The 16,590-nt window shown below is 66.0% G+C and carries 14 protein-coding genes; 11 read left to right on the top strand and 3 right to left on the bottom strand.

Translation table 11 applies throughout. The features are described from left to right. Positions 1 to 148 precede the first annotated feature (148 nt). The 7 genes from LB310_RS08360 to LB310_RS08330 all read left to right on the top strand — a co-directional run bounded on the left by LB310_RS08360 (position 149) and on the right by LB310_RS08330 (position 8,299). A complete protein-coding gene (locus LB310_RS08360; RefSeq protein ID WP_123674602.1) occupies positions 149 to 1,354 on the top strand; it encodes a nitrate/nitrite transporter in 1,206 nt (401 codons plus the stop codon). 462 nt (positions 1,355 to 1,816) lie between these two features. Next, entirely contained in the window at positions 1,817 to 4,147 is a 2,331-nt protein-coding gene (locus LB310_RS08355; RefSeq protein ID WP_123674603.1) for a molybdopterin-dependent oxidoreductase, read from the top strand. Then, on the top strand, positions 4,148 to 4,495 hold the full coding sequence (locus LB310_RS08350) for a 4Fe-4S dicluster domain-containing protein (RefSeq protein ID WP_301154895.1): 348 nt from the start codon (positions 4,148 to 4,150) through the stop codon (positions 4,493 to 4,495). It abuts the gene before it with no gap. A 159-nt stretch (positions 4,496 to 4,654) separates the two neighbouring features. Then, on the top strand, positions 4,655 to 7,021 hold the full coding sequence (locus LB310_RS08345) for a molybdopterin-dependent oxidoreductase (protein ID WP_123674604.1): 2,367 nt from the start codon (positions 4,655 to 4,657) through the stop codon (positions 7,019 to 7,021). A gap of 1 nt (position 7,022) precedes the next feature. Further along, on the top strand, positions 7,023 to 7,526 hold the full coding sequence (locus LB310_RS15335; RefSeq protein ID WP_123674605.1) for a 4Fe-4S dicluster domain-containing protein: 504 nt from the start codon (positions 7,023 to 7,025) through the stop codon (positions 7,524 to 7,526). Positions 7,527 to 7,653: 127 nt separating this feature from the next. Then, positions 7,654 to 8,088, top strand: coding sequence for an FKBP-type peptidyl-prolyl cis-trans isomerase (locus LB310_RS08335; protein ID WP_041239815.1), 435 nt, complete (start codon positions 7,654 to 7,656; stop codon positions 8,086 to 8,088). Positions 8,089 to 8,098: 10 nt separating this feature from the next. After that, positions 8,099 to 8,299, top strand: coding sequence for a hypothetical protein (locus tag LB310_RS08330; protein WP_041239816.1), 201 nt, complete (start codon positions 8,099 to 8,101; stop codon positions 8,297 to 8,299). Positions 8,300 to 8,441: 142 nt separating this feature from the next. Here LB310_RS08330 and LB310_RS08325 read toward each other — a convergent pair whose 3' ends face one another. Both LB310_RS08325 and LB310_RS08320 read right to left on the bottom strand, forming a co-directional pair. Beyond that, positions 8,442 to 9,683: a CynX/NimT family MFS transporter gene (locus tag LB310_RS08325; protein ID WP_123674606.1), complete on the bottom strand. Its 1,242-nt coding sequence runs from the start codon at positions 9,681 to 9,683 to the stop codon at positions 8,442 to 8,444. A 94-nt stretch (positions 9,684 to 9,777) separates the two neighbouring features. Then, entirely contained in the window at positions 9,778 to 10,014 is a 237-nt protein-coding gene (locus LB310_RS08320) for a hypothetical protein (protein WP_096226974.1), read from the bottom strand. Positions 10,015 to 10,343: 329 nt separating this feature from the next. On the opposite strand from LB310_RS08320, the gene LB310_RS08315 reads away from it, so the two are divergent. The 4 genes from LB310_RS08315 to LB310_RS08300 all read left to right on the top strand — a co-directional run bounded on the left by LB310_RS08315 (position 10,344) and on the right by LB310_RS08300 (position 14,862). After that, a complete protein-coding gene (locus LB310_RS08315) occupies positions 10,344 to 12,743 on the top strand; it encodes a molybdopterin-dependent oxidoreductase (protein ID WP_123673966.1) in 2,400 nt (799 codons plus the stop codon). A 13-nt stretch (positions 12,744 to 12,756) separates the two neighbouring features. Then, positions 12,757 to 13,104, top strand: a complete 348-nt coding sequence (locus tag LB310_RS08310; RefSeq protein ID WP_087191808.1) for an oxidoreductase — start codon at positions 12,757 to 12,759, stop codon at positions 13,102 to 13,104. A gap of 231 nt (positions 13,105 to 13,335) precedes the next feature. Then, entirely contained in the window at positions 13,336 to 14,604 is a 1,269-nt protein-coding gene (locus tag LB310_RS08305) for a CynX/NimT family MFS transporter (protein WP_301154894.1), read from the top strand. A gap of 66 nt (positions 14,605 to 14,670) precedes the next feature. Continuing rightward, positions 14,671 to 14,862, top strand: a complete 192-nt coding sequence (locus LB310_RS08300; protein WP_301154893.1) for a hypothetical protein — start codon at positions 14,671 to 14,673, stop codon at positions 14,860 to 14,862. Here the strand turns inward: LB310_RS08300 and LB310_RS08295 are convergent. Next, the gene (locus LB310_RS08295) at positions 14,859 to 16,562 is read right to left on the bottom strand and encodes a CdaR family transcriptional regulator (RefSeq protein ID WP_123673970.1); all 1,704 of its coding nucleotides are present in this window, start codon (positions 16,560 to 16,562) and stop codon (positions 14,859 to 14,861) included. The genes LB310_RS08300 and LB310_RS08295 overlap by 4 nt on opposite strands. Positions 16,563 to 16,590 lie beyond the last annotated feature (28 nt).

The raw sequence follows: 16,590 nt of genomic DNA, 5'->3' as shown, positions 1-16,590 counted from the left end.
TCCTCATTTGCGGCCAATTCACAGGCGACCTTCCTGCGCGGAATAATCGCGCTGTGCTCCGGGCTCTGCGGCCCTGGAGGCGATCTTGTTTATGGGGGAGCCATAAACGAAGGGGAGACATGGCGGTCATTCTCGAAGGAGGGCTCTTATGGCAGTAAAAACCAAGAGTACGGACTCAAGTTACGGCTGGGTCGTGCTGGCCGTGACGTTTTTGGCCGGCTTCACCGCCCCGGCCAACATGGCCAAGGTGACCGCGCTCGCGCCGGTCGTCATGCAGACGTTCGGGTTCGGTCCCGACACCTTGGGATGGGTAATCGCCCTGTTCTACGTGCTCGGCTTCGTCATGGCGTTCCCCACGGCGGGTCTCATCAACAAGCTGGGCATACGCAACGTCGTGCTCATAGCCATCGGCTGCGCCGCAGTAGGTTCGGCGATGGGCGCGCTCACCGAAAACGTGACCGTGTTCATGGTCAGCCGGTTCCTCGAGGGCGCCGGCATGGGCGTCATGGGCGTGGCGGGCGCCTCGGCCATCGCCCCGTGGTTCGCCCCCGAGAAGCGCGGCTTCCCGCTGGGCATCTGGGCCATGTGGGTGGCGCTTGCCATGTGCATCTGCCCGGTGCTCTACGGCTACGTGGTGGACACGCTCGCCCTGCCCTGGCAGACCGTGTGGTGGGGCACGTTCGTGTTCGACATCGTGGTGGGCATCGTGTTCGTCGTATTCTACCGCGAGCCGGAAAGGCCTTATCAGACCGAGGAGGATCAGGTATCCGGCAAGGCCGACTTCAAGCGCGCCCTCAAGAACCCGATGCTCTGGGCGCTCGGCATGATCTTCTTCTTCGACGAGGCTGCGTTCATGGCCATCAACGGCTTCTTGACCACGTACCTGACCGAGCAGCTGGCGACGACGCTGGTGTGGGCCACGGGCATCGCCTCAGCGTTCGGCGTGGCGGGCGCTATCTGCGCGCCGCTGTGCGGCAAGATCTCCGACTGGCTGAAGACGCGCAAGTGGGTGCTGCTGTTCGCTCTCATCGGCGGCGTGGCGTACACCGCCGTGGTGTTCACCTGCCAGGTGCCTGAGCTGTACTGGGGCATCATGATCCTCGCAGGCATCGCGGGCGGCTTCGTGCCCTCGATCATCTGGGCGGCCACGCCCGACACGGTAGACCCCGACGACGTCCCCGTGGCGAACGGGCTCGTGGCCACCACGCAGAACCTCGGCATGTTCGTGGGCGCCATGTTCATGGGCAACGCCGTTGCGGCGTTCGGATGGGCGACGGCATCGTATGCCGTGCTCGTGCCATGCTACCTCATCTGCATCGTCATCTTCTTCATCGGCCTGCGCAAGCTGCGCTAGCCGCATCGAGGCGCTGCACGGCGGAAACGGTCCCTTTCGAGGGACCGTTTCTTTTTCAGCGATCTGATCAGGTAAGACGTTGTCGCCATACCGTCATTCGGACGTGGAGTACGAGGGGTTTCCCGCCGTATCGGCGTTTTTCGCAATTCGCGTACGATTCCCAGCCGGGTGTTTGCGGCCTAGATTGCAGTCAGTGCCATGTTCCCCATCGCAGGGGCCATGCAGGCAGCGTTGCCGCGAGCCGGATCGTGCGGGGGCGCGCTGTGCCGAGCGGGGCGTCGCGCCCGTCGGCGCTCGAGACAAGGAAAGGAGCATCATCGAAGCCTTGACGGCATGCCCGGCTGCGGCTCGGCCGGGGCTCCCCCTGCCGGAAGGCGCGCGTGGCCGCTTCGCGCCGCGCCCGGCCCGTAGGCCGGAGCGTCGGCCGACGGCCGACATGCAAAGACGAGAAGAGGAGAGGGCATGAAGATTTTCAAAGGCCAGGGAACGTCCGACCTCGGCAAGCCGTGGCGCTACGAGGAGGACGGCCTCACCGTCATACGCGGCTGTGCCTGGTCGCCACCGGGCTGCCATCCTACCGGCTGCGGCATCAAAACCTACGTGAACGATGCGGGCGAGCTGGTGAAGGTGGAAGGCGACGAGAACCATCCGATCACGAACGGACGCCTGTGCGTACGGTGCCTGACGATCCCCGACTACGTGTACAACCCCGACCGCATGCGCTACCCGATGAAGCGCGCCCGCGAGGACCGCGGCAAGGACAAATGGGAGCGCATCTCGTGGGACGAGGCATTCGACCTGATTGCGGAGAAGGTTGCTTACTACAAGGAGACCTATGGCGCCGAGTCCATCCTGCTCATGGGCGGCACTGGCCGCGAGGGCGGCCCCATGCTGCCGGCATACGCCCATTCAGCGCTCGGCACGCCGAACGCATGCTACACGCAATCGGGCTACTCGTGCTACATTCCGCGCGTGGCCGGCACCACCTACGTGCTGGGCGCAACCTACCCTGAGATGGACTACGCCGGCGGACTGCCCGGCCGCTACGACGATCCGGCGTTCACGTTGCCGGAGCTCATCGTGTTCTGGGGCAAGGAGCCGCTGCCGTCCAACGGCGACGGCCTGTTCGGCCATGCGGCCATTGACATGATACGCCGCGGCGCGAAGCTCATGAGCATCGATCCGCGTGTGAACTGGGTGGCCACGCGCGCCGATTGGCACCTGCGCCTACGTCCCGGCACCGATGCCGCGCTCGGCATGGCCATGCTGAACGTCATCATCTCCGAGGACCTCTACGACCACGACTTCGTGGACAAGTGGTGCTACGGCTTCGACCAGCTGGCCGAGCGCGTGCGGGACATGCCGGTGGAGAAGGCCGCCGGGATCTGCGGCATCGATGCCGACCTCATCCGCGAGGCGGCGCGCGTGTACGCCACGTCGAAGCCCGCGCAGATCGCCTGGGGCCTGGCCATCGACCAGAAGTCCAACGGCGTGCAGGCCGGCCACTGCGTGTTGGCGCTCGAGGCTATCACCGGCAACATCGACGTGCCGGGCGGGCAGCTCATCGGCGATGTGAACGACGGGCTGGAGCTCGGCTTCGGCTGGAACAACCTGGGCCCGGAGCTGCAGGGCAAGATCATGGGCATCAAGGAGTACCCGGCCTACGTGGGGCTCGTGCTTAACGCCCAATGCGACATGGTGCTCGATGCGCTGGAGACAGGCGAGCCGTACGCGTTCAAGATGGGCGGCTTCGAGGACACGAACTTCCTCGCCGGCACCTGCGCCGCGCAGCCCAAGCGCTGGCACGACGCCATGGTGAAGAACCTGGAGTGGTGCTTCGGCATCGACGTGTGGATGACGCCCACCATCCAGGCGTGCTGCGAGCTGTTCCTTCCGCTTTCGACCACGGTCGAGCACGACACCGTAGTGTACACGCACTACGGCGCGTCGCCCATCATGGCCGGTGCCGTGAACAAGTCGATCACGGTGGGCGAGGGCAAGGGCGACTGCGAGATCATGTACGAGATCGGCAAGCGCTGCATGCCCGAGAACTACGAGCGCTTCGAAGACTACTACGACTTCCTCGAGTACTACCGCCTGAACAACAAGCAGACGTTCGCGGAGCTGCGCGAGGAAGTGGTGCACCAGAAAGTGGAGACGCTGTCCTACCGCAAGTACGAGTCGGGCAAGCTGCGCCCCGACGGCAAGCCGGGCTTCAACACGCCGACGGGCCGCGTGGAGCTGTACTCGACGATGTTCCGCCAGTTCGGCGAGGACCCGCTGCCCTATTACGAGGAGCCCCAGCTAAGTCCCGTGTCCACGCCCGAGCTCGCCGAGCAATTCCCGCTCGTGCTGACCACCGGTGCGCGCACGTACTGCTACTTCCACTCCGAGGGCAAGCAGATTCCCTACCTGCGCGAGATGAACCCGGATCCCCTCATCGAGATCAACCCCGACGACGCCCTGCGCTTCGGCGTGGCCGACGGTCAGTGGGTCGAGGTGGAGAACCCCTTCGGGAAGTGCGTGCTCAAGGCCAAGGTTTCGCAGATCGTGAAGCCCGGCGTGGTGCATGCCCAGCATGGCTTCTGGTTCCCCGAGAAGGACGGCGAGGAGCCGAGCCTCTACGAGGTGTGGCGCTCTAACATCAACGAGCTCGTGCCGCACAAGTACATTGGCAAGCTGGGTTTCGGCTCGCCGTTCAAGTGCCTGCTGTGCAGCGTGAAGCCGGCAGAGAGGAACTACGACACCGACCTGCAAGAGGTGTGGGATCGATTCGGAAAGTTGGTGAAATAGATGGGCGCCTACGGTTTGCTGATCGACTACGAGTTCTGCACGGGATGCCAGTCGTGCGAGGTCGCCTGCAAGGAAGAGCACCGCATCCCCGTGGGGCAGTGGGGCATCCACCTGATCGACGACGGGCCGTGGGAGTGCTCGGACGGGAAGTTCAACTGGAACAAGATCCCCGTTCCCACCCGCCTGTGCGACCTGTGCGCCGAACGCACGGCCAAGGGCAAGCAGCCCAGCTGCGTGCACCACTGTCTGGCCGGCGTCATGCAGTACGGGCCGGTGGAGGAGCTGGCGCGGGAGCTTGCGGAGAAACCCAACCAGGTGCTGTTCGCGCCGAAGCCCTATCGGTACTAGGGCTTGCGCGCGGCCTGCGGGCGGGACAGTGGGACGGGACAGTGGGACGGGACAGTGGGACGGTTCTCTTGTCCTCCGCCCCGGCTCGGCTCGACCCGGCCTCCCGCCCTGCGGGCCGGCTACGGCATCAAGGCAAACGAGAAGGAGAGTGAGAGTGAGATGCGGGAAGAAGATTACAAAGCCGCGGCGGTTGTGAAGCTTGACACGCTGGGCGAGGTGAACGACGTCGGCAAGCCATGGCGCTACGAGGAGGATGGGCTCACCGTGACGCGCACCTGCCCGTGGTCGCCCCCCGGGTGCCATCCGGTGGGATGCGGCCTCAAGCTTTATGTGAACGACGAAGGCCGCCTGGTCAAGGTCGAGGGGGACGAGAACCATCCGGTCACACAGGGACGTTTGTGCCCGCGGTGCATCGCGCTGAAGGACTACGTGTACCATCCGGCGCGCATCCTCGTGCCGCTCAAACGCGACCGCGCCGACCGCGGCAAGGCCGATGCCTGGGAAGAGTGCTCGTGGGACGAGGCCTTCGGCATCGTGAAGGAGAATTACGAGCGCATCTGCGCCGAGTACGGTCCCGAATCCATCATCGGCATGTCGGGCACTGGTCGCGAGGGCGGCACGATGTCGCTGTACCCCACCATGGTGTTCGGCACCCCGAACTACTGCTACATGCAGTCGGGCTACGCCTGCTACACCCCGCGCTTGGCGGCGGCGGCCTACATCACGGGAACGACGTACGCCGAATGGGATTATTCCGGCGCGCTGCCCGGGCGCTGGGACGACGAGCGCTACGAGCTAACGGAATGCCTGGTCATATGGGGCAAGGCGCCGCTCGAGTCGAACCCCGACGGCTTCTTCGGCCACGCGGTGGTCGACGCCATGCGCCGCGGCATGCGCATCATCCAGATCGACCCGCGCGTGAATTGGCTGTCCGCCCGCGCCGACATCCTCCTGCAGCTGCGCAGCGGCACCGACACGGCGCTCGCCATGGCCATGCTGAACATCATCATCGAGGAGGACCTCTACGACCACGACTTCGTGGAGTACTGGTGCTACGGCTTCGACCAGCTGGCCGAGCGCGTGCGCACAATGCCGCCCGAGAAGGCCGCCGAGATCTGCCAGGTGCCGGTGGAGAAGATCTACGCTGCCGCCCGCATGTATGCCACGGCCAAGCCGGCCGCCATCCTGTGGGGCCTTGCCGTCGACCAGAAGACCGACGGCATGCAGAACAGCCAGTGCATCATCTCGTTGCAGGCTATCACCGGCAATCTGGACCGCCCCGGCGGCCAGCTGCTGCCCGGCTCGGACGCGGGCCACAACGAGCTGGGCTTCGGGTACAAGGAATGCATACCCGACGAGCTGTTCCAGAAGATGATCGGCATGGCCGAGTACCCGGCCTACTGCAACATGATCTTGAACTCGCAGGTCGACCGCATGCTCGAGACGCTCGAGACCGACGAGCCGTATCCTATCCGCATGGGCTTCTACATGGGCGACAACGCGCTGACGAACTGCTCCATGGAGCCGAAGCGCTGGCGCGCCGCGCTGCTGCGGTCGCTGGAGTTCTGCATCGGCATCGACACGTTCATGAACGCGTCGATCCAGGCGACCTGCGACCTGTTCCTGCCCATCGCCACGGTGGCCGAGCGTGAGGGCACGGTGTTCACGCACTATGCGCCCTGCACGGTCACGGCCGGGTTCATGCACAAGGCCATCGACTGCGGCAACCTGCCCTCCGACATGGAACTGGCGTACCGTCTGGGCAAGTACCTGCATCCAGAGCGCTTCGAGAAGTGGGCGAACGAGCACGAGCTGGTGGAGGCGTTCCGCTTAGGCGTCGAAGAGCACGGGGAGTACTTCGACCGCGTATCGCAGTGCGTGGTGGCGCAGGTGCCCATCGACTACTACAAGTACGAGAAGGGGTTGCTGCGCCCCGACGGCCAGCCCGGCTTCGCCACACCCACCGGGCGCGTGGAGCTGTGGTCGACCGCGTACAACCAGTTCGGCGAGGACCCGCTGCCGTTCTACATTGAACCGGAGTTCAGCCCGGTGAGTAAGCCCGAGCTGGCCGAAGAGTACCCGCTCGTCCTGACGACGGGTGCCCGCACCACGGCCTTCTTCCATTCCGAGCATCGCCAGATCCCCTATCTGCGCGAGTTGAACCCCGACCCCATCATGGAGATCAACCCGGTGACAGCCCAGCGCTACGGCGTGAGCGACGGGCAATGGGTGCGCATGTGGAACATGTTCGGCGAGTGCTTCATGAAGGCGCGGGTGTCCGAGATCGTCGACGAGAAGACCGTGCACGCGCAGCATGGCTGGTGGTTCCCCGAAGAGGACGGCAACGAGCCCAACCTGTACGGCAACTTCCGCTGCAACATCAACAACCTGCTTCCCAACGGGCATATGGGCAAGCTGGGATTCGGCGCGCCCAACAAGTGCCTGATATGCAACATCGAGCCCGTCTCTGAGAGCTACGACACCGATATGGCCGTCGTCTGGGAAAAATTCGGAAAGCTGGTGTGATATGGCAACGTACGGACTTCTGATCGACTACGAGTACTGCACGAACTGCGGCTCATGCCAAGTGTCGTGCAAAGAGGAGCACGGCTACCCGGTGGGAAAGACCGGCATCGCGGTCCATGCGGACGGGCCGTGGGCCATTGACGAGGACAACTGGAACTTCAACTACTTCCCGCTGCCCACCGATCTGTGCGACCTGTGCGCCGACCGCACGGAGCGAGGCCGCGAGCCGATCTGCGTGCACCACTGCCTGGCTAATGTTATGTACTACGGCGAGGTGGAGGAGCTGGCGAAACGGCTGGCCGACAAGCCCAAGCAGCTGCTGATCGTGCCGCAGTACCTCCCGCGTGAGGCGCGCGGGGAGTTCGTGCACGTGGACAAGGGCGATGCGCACCAGGCGGCGCATGTGGAGGTGAAGGCCACCGGCGTGGCCGCGTTCGGCGCACACCGCCACGATGCCAAGGTGGGCGAGATAGACGAGTCGGATGTGATCGAGGATATCTTGTAGGTCAGGGCGACGCATCCCCGCCGCCGGCCCGGGTTCCTCCGGGCCGGCGGCCACGGGCTGGGCTGTGCCGGCCCTTGCCGCATGAGGAGGGGGTGCTGACGGGGCAACGCATGAAAGGCGGGATACCATGGAGGATACTGATCGTTTGGGCAGGACGGCTTACATCCGCTACCGGGGCGGCGTGCGAGGGGATCGCCCTTGCGACGACCGATCCGACGGGGAGCCGCTCGCCGTGCGCATCGGTGGGCACCGGGTTCCGAAGGGGGTCGAGCGGGCATTGCTCATGCTGGAAGTGGGCGAGAGCTGCACGCTCGTGATTCCTCCGGAGGAGGGCTACGGCGCGGCGGATCCGAAGCTCGTGCAATGGTACCCGCGCTCGGTGCTCGACCATGGTTACGACCTAAAGGAGGGCTCGATGGTCATGTGGCAAAGCGCCGACGGCCTTGCGGCCAAGCCGGCCTCGATCGTCGATGCGACCGAGGACGCCGTGAAGATCGACCTCAACCATCCATACGCGGGCAAAACGCTTGAATACTGGGTCGAGCTCGTGGGTTTGGAATAGGCGGCGCTCCATGTGCTACCCCTGTACGATGTGCGGCCGCTGCGGCAAGTTCGACCCGGACAGCCCGCTCTACACTCCGCCCCCGACCATACCCTGCCTTGCCTGCGGCGGCGACGTCGACCCCGCCACCGGCATCTGCCGCGACTGCGGCGCCTCCGCCTTCGCCCCGGTGGGAACCAAGGCGGAGGCGGACTCCGAAGGTCGGAACTGAAAGCCTACCAACGCAAGCGGGCCGCAGGTTGAACCTGCGGCCCGCTCTGGTTTCGGCGGTTGCGGCGTCCAGGGGAGGCGCCGGGACCCGCGAAACGTCGGGGATGGAAGGGGCGCCTCGCGCCTCCCCGGTGCCCGTCGCCCTACTGCGCGTCGCTGCCGGACTTCGCGGCGCCCATCGCGTACTTACCGCAGCGTGCCATGAACACGACGGCGCACACCAGTCCGACGGCGCCCACGATGCCCAGCGGCACGGCCACCATGGCCCAGCTGCCCGTGGACTCCACGATGGCGCCGGCGATGGGGGCGGCGGGGATGCCGCCGAAGTTCGAGCCGATGGGCAGTGCGGCCATGACCAGCGCCACGCCGGCCGGGGTCTTCGCGGCCCACTGCGCGTTCGAGAACAGCGCGGGTGGCACGATGTTCGTGAACAGGCCCACGAGCACGGCCACCACGATGATCGCCGCCTGGCCGGTGAACACGAACTGGATCACGCCGGCCACGGTGCAGAGCACCATGGTGCCCACGAGCACGAGCGACTGGTTCCTCACCTTCGTGAGCACCACGCCGATGATGAGCGAGCCCACGATGCCGGTGACGGTGGTGATGGACGACACGGAGTTCGCAGCGGCCATGTCCATGCCCACGAGCGGCGTCTGCAGGTAGGTGGGCGCCATGGCCGACCATACCGAGAAGATGAACGCGAAGCAGGCGAACACGATCACGAGCAGCCACGAGTTCAAGGACGTGAGGCCGGCCCACGGCTTGACGTCGCCGCCGGCGGCCACCATCTGCATCTCCTCGGCATGGTCGACGCGGATGCCGAACACGGTGAGCACGAGGCCAACCACCACGATGGCCAGGCACACCCACCACACGCCCTGCCAGCTGCCGGTGGCGCCCAAGATGAACGCATAGGAGTTCAGCATGATGAGCGATCCGGCCGCCGTCCAGCAGGCCCAGATGGAGTTCGGCAGGCCGCGCTTGGCGGGATCCTTGAACAAGAGCGCGATGAGCGTGGGGCCGGCCGTGGCCAGAAAGCCGTTGCCCAGGCCGCCGATGAAGCGCGATGCGATGAACACCTCGACGTTCGGGGCGAGCACGCCCACGAGCGAGTCGAGCGCCATGCACACCAGCGCGGCGATGAGCATGCCCTTCGGCCCGATCTTCGTCTGGATGGCGCCGGTTGCGAACGCGATGACGGTGCCGGCCACGGAGCACGCCGACATGAACCAGCCCGCCTCGCCCAGGCCGCACTGGAAGTACTCCATGAGGCTGCCCATGGCGGGCGGCACCTTGAAGAACCCGATGGCGAAGATGGCCCCCATGACGAAGATGAGGATGAAGTTCACCCAGGCGTTGCCGGTCTTGCTTTTCTCTCCCATGTTCCTCTCCTTGCTGGTCGATTCCCCGTGCGGCCGCTTGCGGCCGCACCCTGCGCTAGCTCGCGCCTCCCCGGCTGGCCGGGGCGCCCGCAGGCTAGTTCTGCCCCGGCGCCTTCCCGGGCACGGCGGGCGGCTTGGGAGCCCCCGGCGCCGCCGGCGCCCCGGGAGCACCGGGCGCTCCCGGGGCGGCCGCTCCCGGGGCGCCCGGTGCCGACGGTCCCGCGGGCAGCGCTGCGCCGCAGTCGGGGCAGGCGGACAGGCTCGGCTCGCACGAGCGTCCGCACTCCGGGCATTTCTTGTTCAGTTCGACGGCCGTTGGTCTGAAGCACATGGTCTCTCAACCTCTTTCCCGATTGGTTCCGACAGGTTGGCGGTGCGTCGGCGCATGGCCGCGCGCGGCATTCGCTGCGAGCGGATACCTCTCCCATCAGGCACGACGCGTTTCACGTCCACAGCGTCCGACGGGTCCGCCACGCTTTGCAGTATAGAAAACGCCCCGATCGGCGGCCTATAGAGGATGTTCCAAAAGTTCGCCCGAGTTTTTGGAACTTCCTCCGTTTCGCGGCCGCAGGCCCGCTCCCTAGAATGGCGGTATTCGACGAGCGGCCGGTTCCACCCGGCGTTCGGAGACCCAAAGGACGAGGGAAGAGAGGAATAGGTATGGAGTACAACAACGAGTACAACCTTGACCTGTACCCGAAGAAGCTGCACTGGAAGGAAGGCGACCTCACCGCCACGCGCACGACCATGTGGTCGGGCCCGGGCTGCCACGAGGGATGCCAGGTCATCTTCTACACGGACGACGACGGCAAGCTCGTGAAGGTGGAGGGCGACCCCAACAGCCCGTTCAACCAGGGGCGCCTCTGCATGCGCTGCCTGGAGCTGCCCGAGCTCGTGAACCACGAGGAGCGCCTGCGCTACCCCCTGAAGCGCGCAGGCGAGCGCGGCGAGGACAAGTGGGAGCGCGTGAGCTGGGACGAGGCCTACGACCTCATCGAGGAGAAGGTGCGCGCGTTCCAGGAGAAGGACGGCCCCGAGTCCATCATCTCCATGATCGGCACCGGCCGCAACGTATCGCAGGTTATCGCGCACAACCAGTACGCTAACTTCGGCGGCCCCGACCTCACGCTCTGCTTCCTGTCGGGCGACTCGTGCATGCTGCCCCGCACGGCGCTCTGCTACGTGGTCATGGGCAACCAGTGGGTGGCAGACATGAGCCAGTTCCGCCCCGACCGCTACGAGAACGACCCCGAGTGGCAGATTCCCGAGTGCATCGTCATCTGGGGCACGAACCCGGTGGTGTGCAACTCCGACGCCTTCCTCGGCCACTGGATCGTGGAGGCCATGAAGCGCGGCAGCGAGCTCGTGACCATCGACCCGCAGCTCACGTGGATCGCCTCCAAGTCGAAGTACTGGCTGCGCCTGCGCCCCGGCACCGACGCGGCGCTCGCCCTCGGCATGATGAACGTCATCATCGGCGAGGACCTCGTGGACCACGACTTCATCGACAAGTGGACCTACGGCTACGAGGCGCTCGCCGAGCGCGTGAAAGACTATCCGGTTGAGAAGGTGGCCGAGATCTGCTGGGTCGAGCCCGAGCTTATCGTGGAGGCCGCACGTTTCTACGCCAAGGCGCACCCCTCCACCATCCAGTGGGGCCTTGCGGTGGACATGTCCAAGATCGGCACCCCTACGGCCCATGCCATCGCGTGTTTGGCCGGCATCACGGGCAACATCGACAACCCCGGCGGCAACATCCTCATCGACCAGGCCTGCGGCCTGGAGTTCGGCTACAACTCCGGCATCGAGTACCTGAAGGAGGGCATGGTCGAGAAGCGCCTGGGCAACTCCAAGTACAACCTGAAGAAGTACGGCTTCACGGCGTCGTCGCAGTCCGACTGCATCCTCGTGGCATGCGAGACCGGCCTCGACGAGAAGGGCGATCCGCGCCCGGTGAACATGCTGTGGATCCAGTCCTCCAACCCCATCACGAACATGGGCCAGGACGCCCCGCGCATCTACCGCGCCATGAAGAACGTCCCGTTCATCTGCGTGGTCGACCTGTTCAAGACCCCGTTCGCCGTAGCATGCGCCGACCTCCTGCTGCCCTGCGCCATGTCCAACGAGCGCGACTGCATCCGCGTGTGGTTCGATCCGGTCCGCTCGCTCACGAAGTGCTCCAGCTTCTACGAGGCGAAGGAGGACGAGCAGATCATGATCGATCTGGGCCACCGCCTCAACCCCGATGCGTGGCCGGAGTGGGTCAAGGAGCCCCGCGACTACATGAACTGGCGCCTGCAGGTGGGCAACTGCGGCTTCACCATGGAGGAGCTGGAAAACGAGCATGCGGGCATGATCTACAACGACTTCCGCTACTACAAGTACGAGAAGGGCCTGCTGCGCCCCGACGGCCAGCCCGGCTTCATGACGCCCACGGGCCGCTACGAGTTCTACATCAGCCTGTTCGACAGCTGGGGCGTGGACGCGCTGCCGTACTACGAGGAGCCGCCCACCAGCCCCGTGGCAACACCGGAGCTCGCCGAGGAGTACCCGCTCGTGCTCACCACGGGCAAGCGTTCCTTCGAGTTCTTCCACTCCGAGTGGCGCCAGGCGAACACCACCTCGCGCGAGCTGCACCCGGTGCCGTACTTCGACATCCACCCCGACACGGCGGCGAAGTACGGGCTGCACGAGGGAGAGTGGGCCTGGATCGAGAACCAGATGGGCAAGTGCCGCCAGGTCGTGCGCCTGAACGCCACGCTCGATGAGCGCGTGGTGTCCACCGAGCACGGCTGGTGGTTCCCCGAGCAGGAGGCGGCCGAGCCGAGCCTGTTCGGCGTGTTCGACTGCAACCCGAACAACCTCATTCCCATGTGCGAGAACGGCGACAGCGGCTACGGCGCGCCCATCAAGTGCGGCATGGCGAAGGTGTACCCCTGCACGCCCGAGAACAGCGCGCCCGAGGACCAGCCCACCTACCAGGTGACGGCCACGAACGGCTACACGCACGGCCCGTCGCACAAGAGCGACACGCCGAGCTTCTACGACCAGAACAAGTAAGGAGGAGGTACTCATGGCAAACATCGGCGAATACGGCCTTCTGATCGACTACCAGTACTGCTCGGGTTGCCACGCCTGCGAGGTGGCCTGCAAGAAGGAGCACGACCTGCCCAAGGGCGACTTCGGCATCAAGATCCTGCAGGACGGCCCGCGCCAGTGCTCCGACGGCGTGTGGGAGTACGACTACCTGCCTGTGCCCACGCACCTGTGCGACCTGTGCGCCGCGCGCGTGGAGGCCGGCAAGCTTCCCACCTGCGTGCACCACTGCCAGGCCGGCGTCATGGTCTACGGCACGCTGGAGGAGCTCGCCGCCAAGGCTAAGGCGGCCGCGAAGGACAAGATGGTGATCTTCGCGAAGTAGTCTCGCGGCGGGGAGGCGCTGCGGCGGGTGCGGCTTTCCGCTCCCGCCGCGTTCCCCCTCTCGGCGGGCGGCGCCAAGCCGCCCGCCCGCTTCACAATCTGCACCATGGATCGGCTGGTCGGTGAAACGACCGGCTGGTGGCGTTTCGGACGAGGCTCTTCAACGGCCTCGCCTCTCGGTGTGCAAGGGGCGCGCCGGGTGTTACTTTTTCGTTTCGCAAGGGGGTCGAACATGCAAGAGAAACTCTATCCGTGGCGATGGGCCATCCTGATAGGCATGACGGTGCTGCTCGTGAGCCTGCAGTTCTCGTTCATCGTGCCGGGCGGCGCGGCGATACTGGTGATGCAGCAGTACCGGTGCGAGCCCATGATGTTCTCCATGATCATGTCCATTCCGTACTTCTCGGGCGTGCTGTTCTGCATGGCTGGCGGCGTGCTGGCCGACCGCCTGGGCCTGGGGAAGGTGTTCGCGGCGGCGTTCGTCGTGTCGCTTCTGGGCGCGCTCGCGCGCTGCTTCTCGGCCGACTACTGGACGCTCTTCGCCTCGAGCTTCTTCATGGGCATGGGCGTGGCGGCGCTCAACGCGAACTCCGCGAAGCTTCTGCGCCTGTGGTTTCCCGGCACGGCGAACTCGTTCGCCATGGGCGTGTACACGGCCGGCATGTCGGCGGGTGCCGCGCTGGCCATCTGGTACGGCTCGCGCGTGGCCGCCATCCAGGACGCGTGGTGGTTCAGCTTCGGCCTCATGGCGGTGGGCGTGGTGGCGTGGTTCGCGGTGTACCGCAAGCATCCTGACGGCGAGCACCGCTCGGTCGAGCCGGTGGGCACGTACCTGCGCGTGGTGGTGAGGAACGGGCACGTGTGGGCCGTGGCCATCGTGGCGCTTCTCGTGTTCGGCATGACGAACGTGAACGGCTCCTACATGGTGGCTGCCGTGACCACGCTCATGGGCGACCCGAGCCTCACGGCCGTGGCGGGCGACCTGTCCACGTTGAACACGGTCATCGCCTGCGTGGCGTCCATGGCGCTGCCGGTGGTGTTCGCGAAGCTGTTCAAGAACATGCGGGCGCCGTTCATCGCGTGCCTCGCGGGCACGGCCGTGTGCTTCGCACTCGTGTTCTTCCTGCCGTACGGGCCTCTCACCTGGGTGCTCTTCTGCATACAGCCCGTGCTCATGGCCTCGGTCATGCCGTTCACGAAGATGCTCCCCACGCTGCTTCCCAGCGTGAAGCCCGAGCATTACGGCGTGGTGGGCGGCATCCAGGCCACGTTCCAGAACTTCGGCATGTTCCTCATCGCGTCCTACGTGATCTCGCCCCTCGCCATCGCGGCGACGGGGGCGGTGGACGGCGTGCCGTACTACCAGGGCGTCTACGTGGCCACGGCCGTGCTCTGCCTCGTTGCCGCGGCGTCGCTCTTCCTGTTCCCGAACGTGCGCAGCTCCGTGGCGCGCAAGATAGCCGACGAGCAGGCCGCTGCTCCTGCCGAGCGGGCGGAGTAAGAACAGCGGGGAACCGGGCGCCGAGCCGCCCGGTTCCCCGCATGAAGCGAGGGGAGGGGGCTGCTCATGGGCAACTGCCATTACTGTATGAACTGCGGCCGCTGCCGGGGCGAGAAGCCCCCGGCCATCCTCGTGCGCCGCTGCCCGTCGTGCGGCCACATGAACGATCCGGGCACGCGCACCTGCGCCGCCTGCGGCGGCTCCCTCGAGCTGCAATCCGGCACGACGAGCCTCGCGCCGGGGAAGAGGATTCCCTAAGCGCGCATGGCGCTTTTGCTCTCCGGGGCCTCGGCGAATATCCGGGCCACCGACTCGCTGCCCTTGGTGAGGAAGAAGGCCTTGAAGTCCAGGAGCATGCGCTCGCGGGCGCCGGGGAGGGCGAGGTCGAAGTCGAAGCGACGCTGGATCTTCTCTATATGGTAGAGCACGGTGTTGCGGTGCAGGTGGAGCCGCGAGGCCACGGCGGTGGCGTTGCGGCCGCTGTTCAGGTAGTGCCAGAACAGGACCAGGTAGTTCGTGTTGTTGGCAACGTCCTCGGCGTGGATCTTCTCCACCACGGTATGCGAGAAGCAGAAGCGCATGAACCGCTCGTCCTTCTCCGCCGGATCCACGAGGAAGTACATGAGCGCGTCGCCGAAGAGGTACGCACCGCGGTCGGCGTCCTCGGCGGCGGAGAGCTGCAGGCGGATGGTCTGGCGCAGCCCGAGCGCGATCTTCGCCTGCCGGTATGCCAGGTCGAGGTTCTCGATGCCCTCGAATATCTCCGACACGCCGCAGTCGATGCCCAAGGGGCCGCTCACGTGCTCCTCGAGCTCGTCCAGGGTGCGGCGGTGCGCGAGGCGGCAGTCGCTCGGCGGCGCGTAGCAGAGCGCCAGCACCTCGGCCCGGTACGCGAAGCAGTGCACGTCGCCGCCGTTCAGCCGCCCGGCCGCCCGCACCGCGCGCCCCGCCTTCTCGGGATCGGCCCCCTCGTCCACCTCCAGCACCACGAGCTTGTACTGCGCGTTGGCCGCGAGCCCGGCCATCTCCCGCTGCGTGTCCACGTACTCGCACGACACGGGCTCGTGCTCCAGCAGCTTCTCGAAGAAGAAGTAGTGGGGTATGTTCAGCTTCACCTGCGAGCGCCACTGCTGCTCGCACAGCGGCATGACGTGGCGTATCAAGATGCAGAACAGGTCCTTCAGCCCCTCGGTGAGCGGAGCGACGTGGCATGACATGGACAGCGACCCGAAGTAGGTGTGGCTTAGGTACAGCGGATGCGACAGCCGCGCGTAGGGCGTGATGGCGGAGGGCTCCTTCTCGTAGAACGCCTTCTCGGGCAGGTGGAAGCGCTTCTCCGCGATCATCTGGGGCGACAGGCAGCCGGTTTCGACGAGGCGCCGGTGCAGGGCGTCGGGCGGCTCGATGGCGGAGGTGCGCGCGACGAGGTTGAACTCGTTGTCGGTCACGAACATGAAGTTGCGCATCACCGGCGCGCTCGCGTCGAGCGCCTCGGCGAGCGTGCCGTGGCGCAGCGCGATGCGGTCGAGCTCGCCCTCCCACAGCAAAAGGCGCATGAAGTAGGATTGCACGAGGAAGATGAAGTAGGAGAAGCGGTCCTGCTGGCGGATGACGAGCAGGCGGTCGGCCACGTCCGCGAGGGCGGGCCCGACGTGCTCCCCGCCGTCCGCCAGCGCCAGCGCGAAGGCCCGCGGGCGGTCGCGCAGGAGCGTGCCGGCCATGCCGAGGCGGCACACGAACAGCAGCCGCGCGTCGTCCAGATCGCTCGGCGCCGTGCTCGCCACCTGCTCGTGCGACACGGCGGCGAACCAGCGGAACGTGCGGCGCGCGGCGGGAGGGCGGTGGACGACCTCGCAGTCCGACAGGAAATCTTCCAGCATGGGCAGCGTCACCGTCGCCAGGCTGCCCCCTTGCGCGGGCGTGAGGAAGACGTCGTCCCCGAAATCGTGAGATGCCACTGAGAACCCCCATTCACGTGACGGCCGG

This window comes from Gordonibacter sp. RACS_AR49 (assembly GCF_030418435.1).
In the GTDB taxonomy this organism is placed as follows: Bacteria; Actinomycetota; Coriobacteriia; order Coriobacteriales; family Eggerthellaceae; genus Gordonibacter; species Gordonibacter urolithinfaciens.
This window is presented reverse-complemented; position numbering and strand designations above follow the sequence as displayed.